12 protein-coding genes, 1 rRNA gene and 1 riboswitch (1 of these 14 cut by a window edge) are annotated in these 17,720 nt (G+C 44.5%); of the genes, 6 read left to right on the top strand and 7 right to left on the bottom strand.

Going from position 1 to position 17,720, the window contains the following annotated elements; translation table 11 throughout:
* Positions 1 to 353: 353 nt before the first annotated feature.
* A 16S ribosomal RNA gene (locus tag AC1ECB_RS01630) occupies positions 354 to 1,909 on the bottom strand.
* A 318-nt stretch (positions 1,910 to 2,227) separates the two neighbouring features.
* Positions 2,228 to 2,743: an energy coupling factor transporter S component ThiW gene (thiW, locus tag AC1ECB_RS01625; protein ID WP_485667168.1), complete on the bottom strand. Its 516-nt coding sequence runs from the start codon at positions 2,741 to 2,743 to the stop codon at positions 2,228 to 2,230.
* A gap of 263 nt (positions 2,744 to 3,006) precedes the next feature.
* Here thiW and pyc point away from each other — a divergent pair, with 263 nt between their 5' ends.
* The gene (pyc, locus tag AC1ECB_RS01620; protein WP_485667167.1) at positions 3,007 to 6,456 is read left to right on the top strand and encodes a pyruvate carboxylase; all 3,450 of its coding nucleotides are present in this window, start codon (positions 3,007 to 3,009) and stop codon (positions 6,454 to 6,456) included.
* A 17-nt stretch (positions 6,457 to 6,473) separates the two neighbouring features.
* A riboswitch (TPP riboswitch) is annotated at positions 6,474 to 6,574 on the top strand.
* Positions 6,575 to 6,645: 71 nt separating this feature from the next.
* The gene (gene thiC / locus AC1ECB_RS01615) at positions 6,646 to 7,944 is read left to right on the top strand and encodes a phosphomethylpyrimidine synthase ThiC (RefSeq protein ID WP_485667166.1); all 1,299 of its coding nucleotides are present in this window, start codon (positions 6,646 to 6,648) and stop codon (positions 7,942 to 7,944) included.
* Positions 7,945 to 8,049: 105 nt separating this feature from the next.
* On the opposite strand, the gene AC1ECB_RS01610 is transcribed toward thiC, so the two are convergent.
* Positions 8,050 to 8,826: an ADP-ribosylglycohydrolase family protein gene (locus AC1ECB_RS01610; protein WP_485667165.1), complete on the bottom strand. Its 777-nt coding sequence runs from the start codon at positions 8,824 to 8,826 to the stop codon at positions 8,050 to 8,052.
* Positions 8,827 to 9,302: 476 nt separating this feature from the next.
* On the opposite strand from AC1ECB_RS01610, the gene AC1ECB_RS01605 reads away from it, so the two are divergent.
* Positions 9,303 to 10,544 (top strand): hypothetical protein, encoded by a 1,242-nt coding sequence (locus AC1ECB_RS01605; RefSeq protein ID WP_485667164.1) that lies wholly within the window; start codon positions 9,303 to 9,305, stop codon positions 10,542 to 10,544.
* A 359-nt stretch (positions 10,545 to 10,903) separates the two neighbouring features.
* Positions 10,904 to 11,320: a hypothetical protein gene (locus tag AC1ECB_RS01600; protein ID WP_485667163.1), complete on the top strand. Its 417-nt coding sequence runs from the start codon at positions 10,904 to 10,906 to the stop codon at positions 11,318 to 11,320.
* A gap of 205 nt (positions 11,321 to 11,525) precedes the next feature.
* Here the strand turns inward: AC1ECB_RS01600 and AC1ECB_RS01595 are convergent, their stop codons facing one another.
* Together AC1ECB_RS01595 and AC1ECB_RS01590 are read right to left on the bottom strand one after the other, a co-directional pair.
* A complete protein-coding gene (locus tag AC1ECB_RS01595; RefSeq protein ID WP_485667162.1) occupies positions 11,526 to 13,514 on the bottom strand; it encodes an FAD-dependent oxidoreductase in 1,989 nt (662 codons plus the stop codon).
* Positions 13,507 to 14,580: a heterodisulfide reductase-related iron-sulfur binding cluster gene (locus AC1ECB_RS01590; RefSeq protein ID WP_485667161.1), complete on the bottom strand. Its 1,074-nt coding sequence runs from the start codon at positions 14,578 to 14,580 to the stop codon at positions 13,507 to 13,509. Before AC1ECB_RS01590 ends, AC1ECB_RS01595 begins: the two co-directional genes overlap by 8 nt.
* A gap of 242 nt (positions 14,581 to 14,822) precedes the next feature.
* Here AC1ECB_RS01590 and AC1ECB_RS01585 point away from each other — a divergent pair, with 242 nt between their 5' ends.
* A complete protein-coding gene (locus AC1ECB_RS01585) occupies positions 14,823 to 15,002 on the top strand; it encodes a hypothetical protein (protein ID WP_485667160.1) in 180 nt (59 codons plus the stop codon).
* Entirely contained in the window at positions 14,986 to 16,596 is a 1,611-nt protein-coding gene (locus tag AC1ECB_RS01580; RefSeq protein WP_485667159.1) for a PAS domain-containing sensor histidine kinase, read from the top strand. Before AC1ECB_RS01585 ends, AC1ECB_RS01580 begins: the two co-directional genes overlap by 17 nt.
* A 4-nt stretch (positions 16,597 to 16,600) precedes the next feature.
* Here AC1ECB_RS01580 and AC1ECB_RS01575 read toward each other — a convergent pair whose 3' ends face one another.
* Both AC1ECB_RS01575 and AC1ECB_RS01570 read right to left on the bottom strand, forming a co-directional pair.
* Entirely contained in the window at positions 16,601 to 17,257 is a 657-nt protein-coding gene (locus tag AC1ECB_RS01575) for a response regulator (RefSeq protein WP_485667158.1), read from the bottom strand.
* A gap of 451 nt (positions 17,258 to 17,708) precedes the next feature.
* A protein-coding gene (locus tag AC1ECB_RS01570; RefSeq protein WP_485667157.1) for a hypothetical protein crosses the window boundary here: on the bottom strand, positions 17,709 to 17,720 show its end. The gene runs 279 nt beyond the window's last position; the window shows 12 of its 291 coding nt (coding positions 280-291); the start codon falls outside the window, past its right edge; its stop codon occupies positions 17,709 to 17,711.

The raw sequence follows: 17,720 nt of genomic DNA, 5'->3' as shown, positions 1-17,720 counted from the left end.
GGTGTTAGTATTTCCCCTTCCAATCACACAAACAATAACGACTGCTTATTTCTTAGTAATTATAGCAATTGATTCTGAAAACAGAATGAAGAACGTAAAAAAAAAGGTAAAAGCCTGCAGGAAATTCCTGCAGGCTTTTACCTTTTTTTAATATTTAGTATCACGTTGGCATTCCCTCAAAACTAAACAATGTAAGAGTTTTCGACTATCGATTTTCGACCTGCGACTTTCGAAAAAGGCAAGGTTTCTATCTCTTGTCTTGCATCTGCCAAATGTACCGACCTGGAAGTTGATTCGTGTTTATCGTCGAAGATCGAAGGTCGACATTCGAACGTCGAATCGGTTCTCCCTAGAAAGGAGGTGATCCAGCCGCACCTTCCGATACGGCTACCTTGTTACGACTTCACCCCAATCATCGGCCCCACCTTAGACGGCTAGCCCCATTGCTGGTTACCCCACCGGCTTCGGGTGTTGTCAACTTTCGTGGTGTGACGGGCGGTGTGTACAAGGCCCGGGAACGTATTCACCGCAGTATGCTGACCTGCGATTACTAGCGATTCCGACTTCACGGAGGCGAGTTGCAGCCTCCGATCCGAACTGAGAGCTTGTTTATGCGTTTGGCTTACCCTCGCGGGCTTGCTTCGCTTTGTTTAAGCCCATTGTAGTACGTGTGTAGCCCAGGACATAAGGGGCATGATGACTTGACGTCATCCCCGCCTTCCTCCGCATTGTCTGCGGCAGTCTCCCTTGAGTTCCCACCATTACGTGCTGGCAACAAAGGATAAGGGTTGCGCTCGTTGCGGGACTTAACCCAACATCTCACGACACGAGCTGACGACAGCCATGCACCACCTGTTTTCGTGTATCCCGAAGGATAGGAGCTAATCTCTTAGCTTTTCACTCAATGTCAAGTCCTGGTAAGGTTCTTCGCGTTGCGTCGAATTAAACCACATACTCCACCGCTTGTGCGGGCCCCCGTCAATTCCTTTGAGTTTCAACCTTGCGGCCGTACTCCCCAGGCGGGGTACTTATTGCGTTAGCTTGCGGCACAGAAGGGGTCGATACCCTCTACACCTAGTACCCATCGTTTACGGCCAGGACTACCGGGGTATCTAATCCCGTTCGCTCCCCTGGCTTTCGCGCCTCAGTGTCAGACACAGTCCAGAAAGTCGCCTTCGCCACTGGTGTTCCTCCCAATATCTACGCATTTCACCGCTACACTGGGAATTCCACTTTCCTCTCCTGCACTCAAGATCTCCAGTTTCCTGCGCCTATACGGGGTTGAGCCCCGCACTTAGACACACGACTTAAAAATCCACCTACACGCCCTTTACGCCCAATAATTCCGGACAACGCTTGCCACCTACGTATTACCGCGGCTGCTGGCACGTAGTTAGCCGTGGCTTCCTCCTTTGGTACCGTCATTGCTCTACATTATTCACATAGAACACGTTCGTCCCAAACGACAGAGCTTTACAATCCGAAGACCTTCTTCACTCACGCGGCGTTGCTCCGTCAGACTTTCGTCCATTGCGGAAGATTCCCCACTGCTGCCTCCCGTAGGAGTCTGGGCCGTGTCTCAGTCCCAGTGTGGCCGTTCATCCTCTCAGACCGGCTACTGATCGAAGCCTTGGTGAGCCGTTACCTCACCAACTAGCTAATCAGACGCAGACCCATCTCTAAGCGGTAGCATATTCAGAGGCCACCTTTCTTATCTCAGTCATGCGACTAAGATACCACATTCGGTATTAGCACCACTTTCGCGGTGTTGTCCCCAATTTAGAGGCAGGTTGTCTACGCGTTACTCACCCGTTCGCCACTAGGAGTTATAAATAACTCCCCGTTCGACTTGCATGTGTTAGGCACGCCGCCAGCGTTCGTCCTGAGCCAGGATCAAACTCTCCATAAAAATTTTATGAAAAGCCAATTGGCTCTTTAAAGCTATTAAGAAATTGTTTTTGGTTTTGTATGTCGCAAGCGACATACAACCGCACATCTGGCTTTTTTGATGCATTACTTACATTGTTCAGTTTTCAGGGAACTCACGTGCATGAATGCACTAGTGTCGAGGGCATATCAGACGATACGCTTTATCCTGTATCACTTTTATCGTTCTCATTCTTGCGGAGCCGACATTTATAAATGATAGCATGCTTGTTTGACAATGTCAACATAAAACTACAAATAAACTTATTACCTACCGCCTATATATCAACCAGCGTCTTGGTCATCGGATAAACTTACGTTTCTCTGCTAAACCTAAATTCTCATAAAGATAATTCATGACTTTGGCCTTATATAGGAAGTAAGCAATAATACTTCCCCCCACAGTACTGACTAAGAATGGTATAATAAAGAAGAATGCGCCAGCTTGGGAACCGACAAAATATTTCGCCACAGGATAAGCCAGTAAGGCCCCAAAGAACCCGGTACCAATCACCTCGCCAATAATCGCACCCCAGATACTATTAGTTTTCTTATAAACTAAACCAGCTAGTGCTGCGCCAACCATACTCCCGGGGAAGGCCAATAATGATCCTGTTCCTAAAATATTGCGTAATAAGGATATTCCAAATGCAGCACTAACCGAGTAGCGTGTTCCTAACAGCACTGCAAGCAGTATATTGATAACATGTTGCAAAGGAAAGCACTTAGCAATGCCAACCGGAATATAGACTAAGTGGGCGGATAGTACACCCACAGCCATAAATATAGCTGTATAAGCCAGTTTTCTACTATTCATATATTGGACTTCCTTTCAATATATATAGCATATATCATTTAATTAAGGTAATACGCCCAGCAATGCTCCGCCCTATTACCTCGACAATTTTACAGTTACATCTTCGTCACTGGCAACAGTACATCCTGCTAAATACCTTAACATGAAAAACGAAAGATTAAATTCTTATTATATCTTGTGTTTTTTGTAAATCAGTGGTAAATTAGCAATTACAGTTGTTTGTTTACAATGTACTTATACCTTGTTTTAGGAGGAGAATTACGATGAAAAAAATCCAAACGGTGCTTGTCGCCAATCGTGGCGAAATTGCTATTCGGGTTATGCGAGCTTGCAATGAACTGGAAATACGTACAATTGCTATTTATTCTAAAGAAGATATATTCTCGTTGCACCGCTATCGAGCTGATGAGGCCTACCTGATAGGTGAAGATAAAAGCCCTGTTGACGCTTACCTGGATATTGAATCCATACTGCGCATAGCCAAAAATCGAAAGGTAGATGCCATCCACCCCGGTTATGGTTTTTTGTCTGAAAACATTAATCTAGCCATACGCTGCAAAGAAGAAGGCATTACCTTCATTGGCCCAAATATTGAACATTTAGCCATGTTTGGTGACAAAATTAATGCCCGCACCCAGGCAGTTGCCGCAGGTCTGCCTGTCATACCAGGAAGTAACGGTTCAGTCCATAGTATAGAAGAAGTCAAGGATTTTGCTGAACAATACGGCTATCCATTCATTATTAAGGCAATATCAGGCGGCGGCGGTCGCGGCATGCGCATCGTTCGTTCAGCCGATTCCCTCGAAGATTCCTATTTACGTGCCAAATCAGAAGCTAAAGCCTCATTTGGCGACGATCAAATCTATCTTGAACAGTTGATTGAAAACCCCAAGCATATCGAAGTTCAAATCCTGGGAGACCAACATGGTGATGTCATCCATTTATATGAAAGAGATTGTTCTGTGCAACGCCGTCACCAAAAAGTAATTGAAATCGCGCCTAGTATCTCCCTGCCAGAAAAATTGCGGCAGGAAATTTGCGCCGCTGCCGTCAAACTGATGAAAGCAGTTGGCTATATCAGTGCCGGTACAGTAGAGTTTTTAGTAACACCTGATCAGAAGTTTTACTTTATTGAAGTAAACCCCCGCGTCCAGGTAGAGCATACAATTAGTGAAATGATTACAGGTATTGATATTGTTCAAGCCCAGCTACATATCGCCGACGGCGCCAGCCTAAGCGGTGACGACATCGGTATTCCCAGTCAAGACTATATTACCTGTAATGGTCATGCCATCCAATGCCGGGTAACCACCGAAGACCCAGCAAATCAGTTCATGCCTGATACCGGAAAAATAGCAGCCTACCGCAGCGGTGGCGGCTTTGGCGTGCGGCTTGACGCCGGCAATGCTTACACTGGCTCAGTGATTACTCCTTATTACGATTCACTGCTGGTTAAGGTCTCTACCTGGGGCCTCAGTCACAAAAGCGCTATTGCCAAAATGAAACGCTGTCTTAGTGAATTCCGGATTCGCGGGATAAAAACCAATATACCCTTTCTTTACAATGTTGTTAACCATGCGGACTTTTTAAGCGGTCATTATTATACTACCTTTATTGATACATCGCCAGAATTGTTTATATTTTCACCACCCCAGGACAGAGGTACTAAGCTGCTTACCTATCTGGCCGAAACCACGGTAAATGGGTTCCCTGGAATTGCCAAACGTCCCAAACCAAGTTTCCCACCCCCCCGCCGGTTACACGCCCCTGATGCGCCTCTTACTAACGGCACCAAACAAATCCTGGACAGCCAGGGACCGCAAGGTCTGGTATCCTGGATTAAAGATCAAAAAGAGGTTCTATTGACAGACACTACGCTGCGGGATGCCCATCAATCACTCTTGGCTACCCGGATGCGAACCCATGATATGCTCAACATTATTGCCCCTACTGCCCATATGCTGCCTAATTTATTTTCTCTGGAAATGTGGGGCGGAGCTACTTTTGATGTAGCCTACCGGTTTTTAAATGAAGACCCCTGGAAGCGTCTGGAGGCCTTGCGAGCCCAGGCCCCCAATATCTTATTCCAAATGCTATTCCGTGCTTCCAATGCAGTTGGTTACACCAGTTATCCGGATAACGTAATTCGCGCGTTTGTTGCCCAAGCGGCGTCAGCAGGTATCGACGTATTCCGTATTTTCGACAGTTTAAACTGGCTTGATGCCATGATCGTTTCCATCGATGCAGTACGCCAGTCCGGCAAGGTCGCAGAGGTTGCCTTGTGCTATGCAGGCGATATTCTGGACCCGTCGCGCTCTAAGTATGACCTGAAATATTATGTAAATATGGCAAAAGAAGTTGAACAAGCCGGCGCGCATATTTTGGCCATCAAAGATATGGCTGGATTATTAAAACCTGAGGCCGCCTACAGGCTGATTTCGGCCCTTAAAGAGGCTGTAGACCTGCCTATCCACTTGCATATGCATGACACCAGCGGTAACGGAATTTACACATACGCCCGGGCCATTGATGCCGGTGTAGACATTGTAGATACTGCCATCTCCTCGTTAGCCGGCATGTCATCCCAACCCAGCAGTAACAGCTTATACTACGCCTTACAGGGCCATGACAGGCAACCCCACGTGAATATTGACAGCTTAAATAAATTATCCCACTACTGGGAAGATGTTCGCACCCATTATAAAGATTTTGAAAGCAGTCTCCTTTTCCCTAACCCCGAGGTTTATCAGCATGAGATGCCTGGTGGTCAATATAGCAACCTCAAGCAGCAAGCCAAATCGCTAGGGCTAGAAAGCCAGTGGGATCGCGTCAAAGAAGTATATCGTCAAGTTAATGACATGTTTGGCGATCTTATCAAAGTAACTCCTTCATCCAAAATCGTTGGCGACATGGCCCTGTTCATGGTTGAAAATAACCTGACAGAAGACGACATTTACAAAACCGGTGATAGTTTAGACTTCCCTAACTCTGTCGTGGAATTCTTCTCCGGGCAGATTGGCCAGCCATACCAGGGATTCCCCCAAGAACTGCAGCGCATTATACTGAAGGGTAAAGCGCCCTTAACCAAACGTCCTGGTGAACTACTGGAAGATACCAACTTTGACCAAATCCGTAATAAACTATCCGATGTTCTGACTCGCCCGGTAACCGAAAAGGATGTGCTTGCTTACTCCCTCTACCCCAAAGTATTCTTAGATTGGGTTAAATTGACTGCAATCTATGGTGATGTGTCGATGTTAGATACCCCAACCTTTTTCCATGGCTTACTCCCACGCGAGGAACTCCAAGTCGATATTGAGGAAGGTAAAACACTTGTAATTAAGTTTATATCTATAGAAGAACCACTTCCTGACGGCACGCGGATTGTCAACTTTGAGCTTAACGGCTTACCACGCGAAGTTATTGTTAAGGATCGAAGCTTCAAAGCCATTACGACTACGAAAATAAAAGCGGAAAGGGACAATCCTGGCCAGCTTGGTGCTTCTATGACCGGAAAAGTAATTAAAATTATGGTGAAAAGAGGAGATCCTGTTAAAAAAGGCGAATACTTACTTGTTACTGAAGCCATGAAAATGGAAACAACGATACAATCTCCATTTGATGGTGTAGTTAAAGAGCTTTATGTAAAACCTCAGGATTCTGTAGAAACAGGCGATTTATTAATCGAACTCGTGAAGATAGCAGAAGCATAAAGCGTAGTTCCTGTCATAGTTATAGCTAGGGGTGCCAGATGTGGCTGAGAGGAATTCAATTCCAACCCTCGAACCTGATGTGGTTAATACCACCGTAGGAAAGCTTTATACCAAACTAAAAGAAGCTTGCCCACGTTTTCTCCCCCTCTGCTATAACTAAAAATACACTCATAGAGGAAGGGGAAAAATATGTATACTACACAAATGGATGCCGCGAAAAGAGGCATTATTACCGAACAAATGCGTATCGTAGCTCAGGAGGAAAATATCGATATTGAGCTATTACGCCAACTAGTAGCAAATGGCCGTGTTGCTATTCCTGCCAATAAGCAGCATACTAGTCTTAGTCCCAAAGGGGTTGGGGAAAAACTACGCACCAAAATCAACGTCAACCTTGGAGTTTCCAAAGACTGCTGCAACCTTGAACTTGAATTAGAAAAAGTAAAAAAAGCCATTGACCTCAAAGCGGAAGCGATTATGGATTTGAGCTGTTACGGTAAAACTCAGGAATTTCGGCGCAAATTGATTGAAATATCCCCCATCATGATCGGCACTGTACCTATGTATGATGCCGTCGGCATGCTTGATAAGGAGCTAAAGGACATCACCGTCGATGAATTTTTCTCGGTTGTTGAACGTCATGCTAAAGACGGTGTGGATTTTATGACCATTCACTGTGGTATGAACCGCCAAACAGCCGAACGGGTGAAAAAAAATAAGCGTCTCACCAACATTGTTTCCCGGGGAGGTTCACTTCTTTTTGCCTGGATGGAATTAAACAAGCAGGAAAACCCCTTCTATGAATATTACGACAGACTGCTGGACATCTGTGAAAAGTATGATGTGACTATCAGCTTGGGGGATGCCTGTCGTCCTGGTTCGATTAATGACTCTACTGACGCTGCCCAAATTGAAGAACTCATTACCCTTGGCGAACTAACCAAACGCGCCTGGGCCAGAAATGTGCAAATCATGATCGAAGGCCCCGGCCATATGGCAATTAATGAAATTGCTGCTAACATGCAATTAGAAAAACGTTTATGCCATGGTGCTCCCTTCTATGTGTTAGGACCACTAGTCACCGATGTCGCCCCCGGTTATGACCATATTACCAGCGCGATTGGTGGTGCCATTGCTGCGGCAAATGGCGCAGACTTCCTCTGTTATGTTACTCCGGCTGAGCATCTTCGCTTGCCCAATCTTGATGATATGAAAGAAGGCATCATCGCTGCCCGCATTGCTGCTCACGCCGCCGACATTGCCAAAGGAATTCCTGGTGCCCGCGACTGGGATAATCAAATGAGTGCCGCCCGGGCCGATGTAGACTTCTCCCGCATGATTGAATTATCGATTGACCCGGAAAAGGCCAGAAAGTATCGGGAAGAATCTGTACCTGAATGTGAAGATACCTGTACCATGTGCGGTAAAATGTGCCCTATGAAGAATATGAAAAAAATACTCAACGGGGATGACTTGAGTATTTTATAAGTTAGTGTACACTAATTACCTCAAAAGCTCTGTATTCTGCATTTAGCAGGTACAGAGCTTTTTTGCAGCTTAAGCCAAGGTTCAGGTTCTGAGTCAACCCTCCGCTTAAGCTTCTCTATTCATATATTTTTTCTCAAATGCTACTACAATTGCCCTTAATCTTTCATCAAGCTTCTTGATAGCCATCTCGCGGATGTCATCAGGAATACCAAAAAAGGCTTGCGCAATTCCCCCTGCTATACAGGCAATTGTATCACTATCCCCGCCTACAGAAATAGCATTTCTTAAAGCGTCTTCATAATCCCTGGCCTCTAAAAAGGCTATAATAGCAATCGGAACTGATCCCTGACAGGACACATCAAAACCATAATTAGGACGAATATCACTAATCTTTTGGTGAAGATCATAATCAAACTGCTTGATAATAAATTCTTTTATTTCGTTCTTCGAACTGTTGTTTCTCGCTAAATAAATAGCTGCTGCTGTTGCCTGGGCTCCTTTAATACCTTCAGGGTGATTATGGGTTACTGCCGCTGATTTTTCCGCCTCCCCCATAACCTCTGCCAAATTATTAAAAGCAAAACCGATAGGACTAACGCGCATAGCCGAGCCGTTTCCCCAACTATTGTACGAATCAGTACTATTTGATCGAGCCCAAGCTGCAAACTTCGGCCCATATCCTACTGTTGGGTACAGACTATAGTGCTCTTTAAACTTCTCAACATAGGATTTTCCGGATAATAAACTATCTGCTACTGCACAAGTTAGTACCGTATCATCTGTAAAAACAGATGCCGCTTGAAATAACGGAAATTTCTTGTCCTTTCGATTGTTCCACTCGTAAACTGAGCCAATAATATCTCCGGCAATTGAACCGATCATTGATTTTCCCCCCAATACGGACCGTACGCTCTCGGAAACCCGAGATATTATATGGATCAAGGCAGTTAGCCTTGGTCTTTTTGTATTTTCCTCCACCGAAATATACATTTTAATAATAATACTTGACAAATCAGAATCACCCCAATAATCGCGATGGAAGCACTTATTAGCCTACCTTCTCTGATGGTGGTGATTTTTTTGTTGAAAATGACTCGTTCTCATCAACAATTTCAGGATTTTCTGAAAGAACAATTGCAAATCCACTACTTAAAACGTGGTTTTTTAGAGCCGGTTTTGCTCCAACAAAAAGCCCTAGCCAGTATTTGGTGCAGCGATTTATCAAGAGTCACGGAAATTGTCGCTCATCGCTATTCCAAATCTTTCGGTCCCATTGCACGCGACCCGACCGATATGTTCCGCTCTTTACTGCTTATGGAATTACTCCATGAACGCTCCATTGACACTGGGTCAATTCCATGCGTTCGACGCCCATTTTTGCGGTCCTCAGCGGGTTTCTACCGGATGATGTTCCGGGGGTTGGTACTTTCTATGATTTTATCAAGCGCCTGTGGCTGTCTTCTTCGACACATCTTGCCAACATAGTCCGCAGGCCCCGGCGAAAACCCAAGAAGGGTAAGAAAAAAGGAGAAAAGTCACCACTTAAAAAACCTGGCGTCGTCAAGCGATTGATCGACCGCTATCTCGAACACCCTCCTGATTTTCATTCGCGTCCGCAGGACCTCTTCCAAAAGATTTTTAAAGAGTGTTTTGTAGTCCCCTCTGCAAAACACGGCATCTTGGGAGACATCTCTGCTCTGAGAATCGCCGGGGACGGGTCCTCTGTCCGCACGGGCGCTAGCCGTTACGGCAAGTTGATTTGTAATTGCAGAAAAAACGGCGTCTTTAAGTGCCGTTGTCCCCGCAAATTCTCGGACCCGGATTCTTCTTGGGGCTGGGATAGTTATCGCGAAGAATATTATTTCGGTCGTACTTTGTACGCCTTTACCGCTGCCGACAGTCCTTATGATTTGCCTGTGTATCTCAATTTTTTCAAGGCCTACCGGCATGATAGTCTTGCTTTTGTTTATTCCTTTTTTGATTTCATTCAATTGAATCCGGATTTTAAAGTGACCCAATGTCTACTTGACTCGGCTCATGATGCCTACGCCATTTACAATTTGCTTCATCGGTATGATATTGCTGCTTTCATTGACCTCAATACTCGTAATGAAGGAAATTGTTCCCATCAAGATAGAATCTCGTTTTCTAAGGAAGGCATTCCGATTTGTCCTGCCAAGCACATCATGGCCTACCATGGTTTTTGCAAGGACCGCCAGCGTCATAAATGGCGTTGTCCCTTGACTCGTAAAACCTGGAAGGTTTCTTGTGATTCACCCTGTTCAGATTCTCCTTACGGCCGGGTTTTTTACACCCGCGAACAAGATAACCTCCGGTTTTTCACCCGTGTCCCTAGCGGTTCTGCTTTGTTTAAAGCCCGTTATCGACGACGTACCGCCTCGGAACGCTGTTTTAAACGCCTGAAAGAGGATTATTTCCTGGAACGAAAGACCAAAACCCGTAATTCATGCAATTGGTATTTCCGGGCTTATTCCACTGCCATGTGTTTACATATAGATGCCTGGGTAAAACACCTTAACATCGATATGCGTCCCCTCATTTCTGAATGGTCGGCGGAAGTCTTTCCTGTAACCGCTTAGTCCATAAGTGCTTAACACTACATCTCTACACCCTTAGGCCTAGTTTTTTTAGGATTTGGCTAGGTCTGTTTGCTATGCTCTCTTTTGAAACTCCCTTTCCTCATCCCTTGTTTTTGGCAATTTACTTCTGATTTTGCTACTCAATACCCTTAAAATCCCATTATATGGGACTAAGTTTCCGAGAGCCTACGGACCTGATCAGATACTACCTGAATCAGTGGCACATTTTTTGCATAAACGCTGATAAAATAATTTTTGAGCATAACTTAAACTGCGTAATTAAAGCTAAGGCAATCTAATTTATTCAATATCGCAACGAAAAATCCTGCCAAATTTTTAAAAATTGGCAGGATTTTTGTATGTTTACAGGAAAGTTAAACTATGGTAATTTAATGTTGGCAAAAAACGGATACTTGTATTGGAAGAAAGCTTATGAAAGTAAAGAACCGGATATTTATGCTAGCACTAGCTCTTTTCTTTGTTTAACTTCTATAGTATTTGCTGCGAAATTTAGCAGTGATGATGTAAAGTGCATAAAGGTCAGCGCAATGGAGGGGGAGGAATACGGCTGCATTTTACGCAGCAGCAGGAAATGGGTAATTCCGCCTCAGTTTTCTACTGCTAGGGAATTTCAGCCAAACGGTTTGGCAACATTACGTTTAGTGAACAACTTGGCAGCAGTAAGCCCTATAACCAGCTGGTCTTTGCTATTAAAAAGCCATATTTGCCGTTTATGCTGCTGCCGGAAAACAACAAGATGTGAAGCTTTCCAGTGATAATGTTATTCCTGTTCCTTTGACTGCTGAAAGCGGGACTAAATTCGGTTATATGCATTGGATACAGGCCGCTGGGTCATTTTCCCGCGCTTTGAGAAGGCTGGAAGCTTTAAAGACGATCTGGCTAAAGTTAAGGAAACAAGGAAGTGTCGCTAACTACTAAAAAGTAGTTTTGCGACACCCCCCATGGAGTAAATGAGAATGACTATAGCATTCGCCCAATCAGGGCACCATGTTGAATAGCAGAAAAACCGTTTGCAGTGTTTGCATATGAATCACCGACTTCGTATACCGCCGGTACTATGTCCTTAATATATTTAGTAATTTTGTTTTCAGACTTGACACCTACTGCCATTACAAAGGTATCAAAATTTCCGAGGCTTTCATCTTTGCCATTTTTGTGGATGATGAGCTGATTGTCTTCGGTAATCTTCTTAACCTGTGATGAAGTGAAAACTTTCGCGCCTTTTTTTGCGAGAGTTTCCAGTATAAAGACCTTACGGGCAAATTTTTCATCACGAGCAATCTCTGGAAGCATTTCGACTACCATTACCTTTTTACCCTGGTCGAGGAGATAGTTAGCTGTTTCTACGCCACAGGCGCCTCCACCGATAACGGCAACATTTTGCCCGATCTTGGTTTTGCCGGTCAGCGTATCAGCGACATCGGTTACATTATCTTTATCATACCCCGGGATGGGGAGCATAATTGGGACGCTTCCGGTTGCCACTACAGCGATATCTGGTTTGAGTTCCTTCACATATTCAGGTGTTACCACTTTGTTCAATTCAAGCTTCACATTATCCATCTTCTTGAGTTCGTGTACTCGCCAATTCACGATGGCATTGAATTGAGTCTTGCCCGGTGGGATTGCTGCGAGGTTCCACTGTCCGCCGAATGCGTCATCCTTCTCGCAAAGGGTGACCTTATGACCACGTTTAGCGGCAACAACTGCTGTTTCCAGACCGGCGATCCCGCCGCCGATAACAAGGACATTCTTGGGATTTTTAACCTGTTCAAGCTTGTATTTTGCCTCTCGGCCCACTTCCGGGTTCTGGAGGCAATCCACGAAGAAGGCAGTCAGTAGATTGTCAATGCACCCCTGGTTACACCCGATGCACTGCCGGATATCCTCAGAACGCCCTTCCTCGGCCTTCTTGGGCCAATCGGGATCGGCAATCAAGGTTCTGCCCAGGGCAACCATGTCACACTTGCCTGCCTCAAGGATTTCCTCGGCCAGTTCCGGTGTCCGTATCGACTGCACGCCGATCACCGGAACATTAACAACCTTTTTGATCTCGGCTACCTGGCCAATAATAGGGGCTGGCCCCGCCTCTGCAATCGGCATCATATAATTCAAACCCTCTACCGTAATACCGCGTCCTGTGGTTACATGGATGGCATCCGCGCCGGCCATTACCGCCATCTGAGCCGTCTGTTTGGATTCTTCAAGTTGTATGCCGTCGTCAATGCCCTCACTTGCACACATTCTAAATAAAACAGGATAATCCTTGCCCACAGCAGCTCGTACTTTTTTAATTACCTCGATCGTATATCTCATCCTGTTCTCAAAACTGCCTCCATACTCGTCAGTACGGTGGTTAAAATGCGGAGACATCATCTGTTCGATGAGGAATCCCTGAGATCCGTTGATTTCTACCGCATCCGCGCCGGCCTTCTTGGCCCTGACAGCGGCATCGGCAAATTTCTGCGCTATATCTTTGAGTTCCTCAACCGTGATCTTTCTCGTCATGAAAATGCTCTTTTCCAGATCGGGGTGCCCGTGGAACATTTCATTAATTAGTGTCCATATGCCTCCGTCAGGTGAGAGCTGTTGGCCTTTTGACATAATGGGAAATCCCTCAAGACCGCCGAACATAAGCTGAACAGCCAGCTTGGAACCTGCCGCATGGAGCGCGTCAGCCAATTTTTCCCACCCCGGGGTGAAGGTGTCGTCCCAAAGTGAGTGCATAAAGCCTACTGGTTTCCCTCTCTTATCGACCGGCGTGATTCCGGATATAATCAACCCGGTATGTCCTTCAGCACGGCGGACATAATAGTCAATCGCCCGCTGGTTCAAGTAATCATCGCCTTCGGTATATCCGCAGCTCATGGGCGCGAGGGCGGTTCTATTCCGCAGTTTCATCCCATTGATTGTGATGGGCTCACAGAGCTTTTTGAATTGCTTACTCATTGATCCATCCCCTTTCCAAGGCAGTAATATACTCAACAGGTTCTTCACCGTATAAGGCCATCCTGACGAGGTCTGCCGCCATGACCGGCATGATTCCGGCTGCCTTGTCATCTTTAGCCAGTGCCGCATAACAGAAGGGACACAGGAACATCATGTGATCGGCGCCGAAATATTTGGCATCAGCGATATTCTTATCCCGGGTCTCTTGTGAGAAGGTTTGGTTTTCTATAAGGCTATCAGAGCGACCGCCACCGAGTCCGGCCATTGCGCCGCAACAGATCTGGTATCTGCGGTCATACTTGCGCTCTACCAGTTCAACGCCGATCAGATCGAATAACTCTTCAATCCATATATGCCGGTCCGGCCCGCACCGTATTGAGCAGGGGAGCTGTATTGCAGCTCGGACCCCAAGTTTTTTGACATCCTTATAGTTTTCTTTTACCACCCTGATCAGCCATTCCAGCAGATGGACCGGCCTGAAATTGGGCTCAAGTTTCATATCCTTGGCGTAACTGAAAAATGGAGCGTAACATTCATCGTGGTAAAGAATTATTTCATCGGTTGGCAATTTATTAAGATGATCGACATATGCCTTCATGTTCTCGAAAACGGCTGTATCCTGCCTGCCGTGAACCATGCCGTTTACACAGAAATAATCCCCGCCGCCTGCAATGTTCACTCCTTCAAAGAGTTTGCTGTCCCAGAACAGATGCGGCTGGAAATATTCCATGCAACAAATACTCATCCACGGCGCGCCCTTCTTAGTTTTCCTGACATAGTTTCTGGCCAGGTTAAAACAGAAAGTGTCAAGAAGGTTTGTTGCAGCGCCCATTGCAAAAGGTGAACTAAATTTTTCCATTTGATGAATTATAAGGTCAAATGGCTGGGCGCCTTTGTTACAATACGTGTTGCAAGCACAGCAAGTTATACACTTGTCCAAAACTTCGCTGTGTTCACCCGAAATAATTTTCTTCATCTCTTTTTGGGCGCGATCGTGATCATACCCAAGGTACAAACAGGATTCGAGACATTCTCCACAAAGATCACATCTTTCTGGTTTCCACATAATAATCCCCCTTTTTTTATATGGGTGAAGGCCTTCGCTCCCGTTGTTACTACTATAAACTTAATGTTAAAATATTGAAATAGAGTAAACTATCTATATTTAATGAGTATTTGCCCTATTTTTTAGAAAGGATTATCCTAGATAAACTCGGTATTGGGGGAGATGCCAAGCTAACCATAGTGGGTAAGTGTGTAACTTTGCAGATGATGTCTATATTTAACCAGAGCATGAGGTTCTTTTTTATGTATCCGCCTAAAAAAATAAAACTGCCGGGTTCACCGGAGTTTGTTAAAACGGGACACTATGTTATCCTGCCCAGAAATGCCGAAAGGGGTAAAACTCATGTTGCTACAGGGCTTGGGATCAAAGTAGAGTTTTTAGATTGTTATCTGGGGGAGGTTTCAATTGACAACTACAAATGAAATAAATCAAAATCAGCAAAAATGTACAAAAAATGAGGAGTGCATTGAGAAAATAAATCATGAACTTGGCGTGAGCTATAACAAAGAAAAAAATTATGATATAACAAAGAAAAAAAATATTGAAACCTTATTCCGTGAAAGTGAAAAACGACGTCTTCTGGCCCTTGAGACAACCAGCGACGGGATATGGGAATGGTATATCCAAACTGGTCAAATTATAACATCTCCCTCGTATTTTATTATGCTAGGATGTACTCCGTCTGAATTGGATATGTCATATCCGGAATTTATTACGTCGTATGATGAATTCATTAATCTGCTGCATTTAGATGACAGGGAATACGTTGACAAGTGTATGCGTGAGCATATTACCGGTAAAAAAAAATGGTGTGAGATTGAACTGCGCCTGAGGACAAAATCCGGCGGCTGGAAATGGATCCTGAAAAGAGGCAAGGTGGTTGAATGGGATGAACACGGGAATCCGGTCCGCATGATCGGTACCCATATCGATATCCATGAAAGCAAACTGGCAAAAGATGCGCTAAAACAAAGCGAAGAACGCATCAGGGCTCAGTACATGGGCATGCCCATACCTACCTATACCTGGCAGAAGGTTGGTAATAACATTATCCTCATTGACTATAATACGGGTGCCTATGAATTTACAAACGGAAAGATTTCAGAATTTATCGGCAAAGAAGCCCATACTCTATACAAGGAAAATAAGGAAATATATGACAGCATCATAAATGCGTACAATAACAAGGCTATTTATAAGCTTGAAACCCTCTACAATATGTTTACCCTGAAAGACAAAAGATACGTTGACTTTACGTGTGCCTATGTGGCACCTGATATGATCCTGGTGCATATGGAAGATATCACAAAGCAAAAGTTGGCTGAGAAAAAACTACAACGCTCAGAAAGAGCTTTGCGGGAACTGACAACGCAACTATTCAAGGCTGAAGAAAATGTGAATAAATACATTGCGCAAGAGTTGCATGACAGTATCGGCCAATACCTAAGTTCCATTAAGTACATTGCAGAGGAGATCATCAACCAGATACATGCCGGACATCTAGAAAAAGGATGTTCTTCATTGGAGATGATTATCTCGATAATCCAAACCACGATTGATGAGGTATCCAGAATCTCCATGGGCTTACGTCCTTCGACCTTAGATGACCTGGGAATCCTCGCTACCATCTCCTGGTTTTGCAGAGAGTACCATCGCGTTTACCCCAATATTTACTTGGAAAAGAAAATTGAGATTGAGGAAAGTGATGTACCTTTCACTATTAAAACACCTTTATTCAGGATACTTCAGGAATCCCTGAATAATGTTGCTCGTCACAGCCAAGCAACTAAGGTTCAGGTTAGCCTGGTAAAAACAGGGACTGGGATTGAAATGTCTATCACTGACAACGGTATCGGTTTCAATGTTCAGGGAAAAATCCTTCCTTGTCAGGATAACCCCAAAGGTTTCGGTCTCGTAAGTATGCAAGAGCGAACCAAATATTCAGGTGGTGTGTTTTTCATTGAGTCAACCAAAGAAAAGGGAACGATAATACAGATATCATGGCCTTTTAAGTGACCAACTATCTGCATATCAGCCCCTGGTCAATGGCATAGGATGTCAGAGCCACCACATTATGCAAATTGAGCTTTTTCATAAGATTATCCCTGTGTGTTTCTACTGTGTTTACACTTATACAGAGATACTTTGCGATTTCTGCATTTTTATATCCCTCGGCAATGAGTTTAAGCACCTCTCGTTCTCTTTTCGTGAGCGTACCCCAGCGAGATTTTTCTTTTTCCTTCGTTTTTCTGTTCAGGTACCCTTCGATTATCCTATCGGATATGCCTGGATCAAGGTACGGTTCTCCGGAAATAACATGATAAATAGCATTCAACAGTTCTCCATGGGACGATTTCTTCAGAAGATATCCATCCGCTCCGGCCTGGAGACAGGCACGGACATACTCCTCTATTTTATGTACCGTCAAGATTAACACCTTGGTTTCAGGAGAGATGGATTTGATGTCACCGATAGCCTCCATACCATTCATTTTTGGCATCGTAAGATCCATCAGGATGAGATCCGGTTTAAGTTCATCAACAATTCGAATGGCTTCAAGTCCGTTTTCGGCTTCGCCCACAATCTCGAAATGAGGGTTAGCGGAGATAAGGGCCTTGATACCATCTCTGACGATAATGTGATCTTCCGCAATAACAATCCTTACTTTGCTATCCATTAGCATATCCCTCTCTTTTGTCAATAAATCAACTGCGGCTGAGTCCGATACCCCGGTAAGAAATAATATCAACTAAGCTGTATAGTTAACCTTTCGTGATTTGTATAATATTACAGAATAATCAGATATGTTAGCTTCTTGTATTACCATTTTTTAATTCTTTGGTATATCTCTTACCTTTCTGTCCTGTTCCCTTTCTACCAGCCATCTCAGTCGATAGATCTGCTATATCTTTATTATAAAGAGTTTTTTATTGTTTTCATAGGGTAATTGTAAATTTAACCATTTTTGACGCTTTTCAGCAAATTTTAAGTATTGATTTTATTCAGCGAGTAAGACTCCCACCACTATAGGCGGTGTCAGTTCAGGTGGAGTTAACTCTCCACCTGAACCCCCGATATTTCAGCTTTGCTGAAACGAGTTTACTTAAATCCGAGCAGTGCTGCGTTTATCATTTTATGTT

The organism is Sporomusa sp. 246TCP1, assembly GCF_057319775.1.
The sequence above is the reverse complement of the archived record's forward strand: the minus strand, read 5'-3'. Positions and strand labels throughout refer to the sequence as shown.

Coding starts and splice junctions, on each gene's coding strand:
- pyc (WP_485667167.1), top strand. CDS start 3,007: ATGAAAAAAATCCAAACGGTGCTTGTCGCCAATCGTGGCGAAATTGCT.
- AC1ECB_RS01605 (WP_485667164.1), top strand. CDS start 9,303: ATGCGTTCGACGCCCATTTTTGCGGTCCTCAGCGGGTTTCTACCGGAT.
- AC1ECB_RS01600 (WP_485667163.1), top strand. CDS start 10,904: ATGTTTACAGGAAAGTTAAACTATGGTAATTTAATGTTGGCAAAAAAC.
- thiW (WP_485667168.1), bottom strand. CDS start 2,743: ATGAATAGTAGAAAACTGGCTTATACAGCTATATTTATGGCTGTGGGT.
- thiC (WP_485667166.1), top strand. CDS start 6,646: ATGTATACTACACAAATGGATGCCGCGAAAAGAGGCATTATTACCGAA.
- AC1ECB_RS01590 (WP_485667161.1), bottom strand. CDS start 14,580: ATGTGGAAACCAGAAAGATGTGATCTTTGTGGAGAATGTCTCGAATCC.
- AC1ECB_RS01585 (WP_485667160.1), top strand. CDS start 14,823: ATGTATCCGCCTAAAAAAATAAAACTGCCGGGTTCACCGGAGTTTGTT.
- AC1ECB_RS01575 (WP_485667158.1), bottom strand. CDS start 17,257: ATGGATAGCAAAGTAAGGATTGTTATTGCGGAAGATCACATTATCGTC.
- AC1ECB_RS01610 (WP_485667165.1), bottom strand. CDS start 8,826: ATGATCGGTTCAATTGCCGGAGATATTATTGGCTCAGTTTACGAGTGG.
- AC1ECB_RS01595 (WP_485667162.1), bottom strand. CDS start 13,514: ATGAGTAAGCAATTCAAAAAGCTCTGTGAGCCCATCACAATCAATGGG.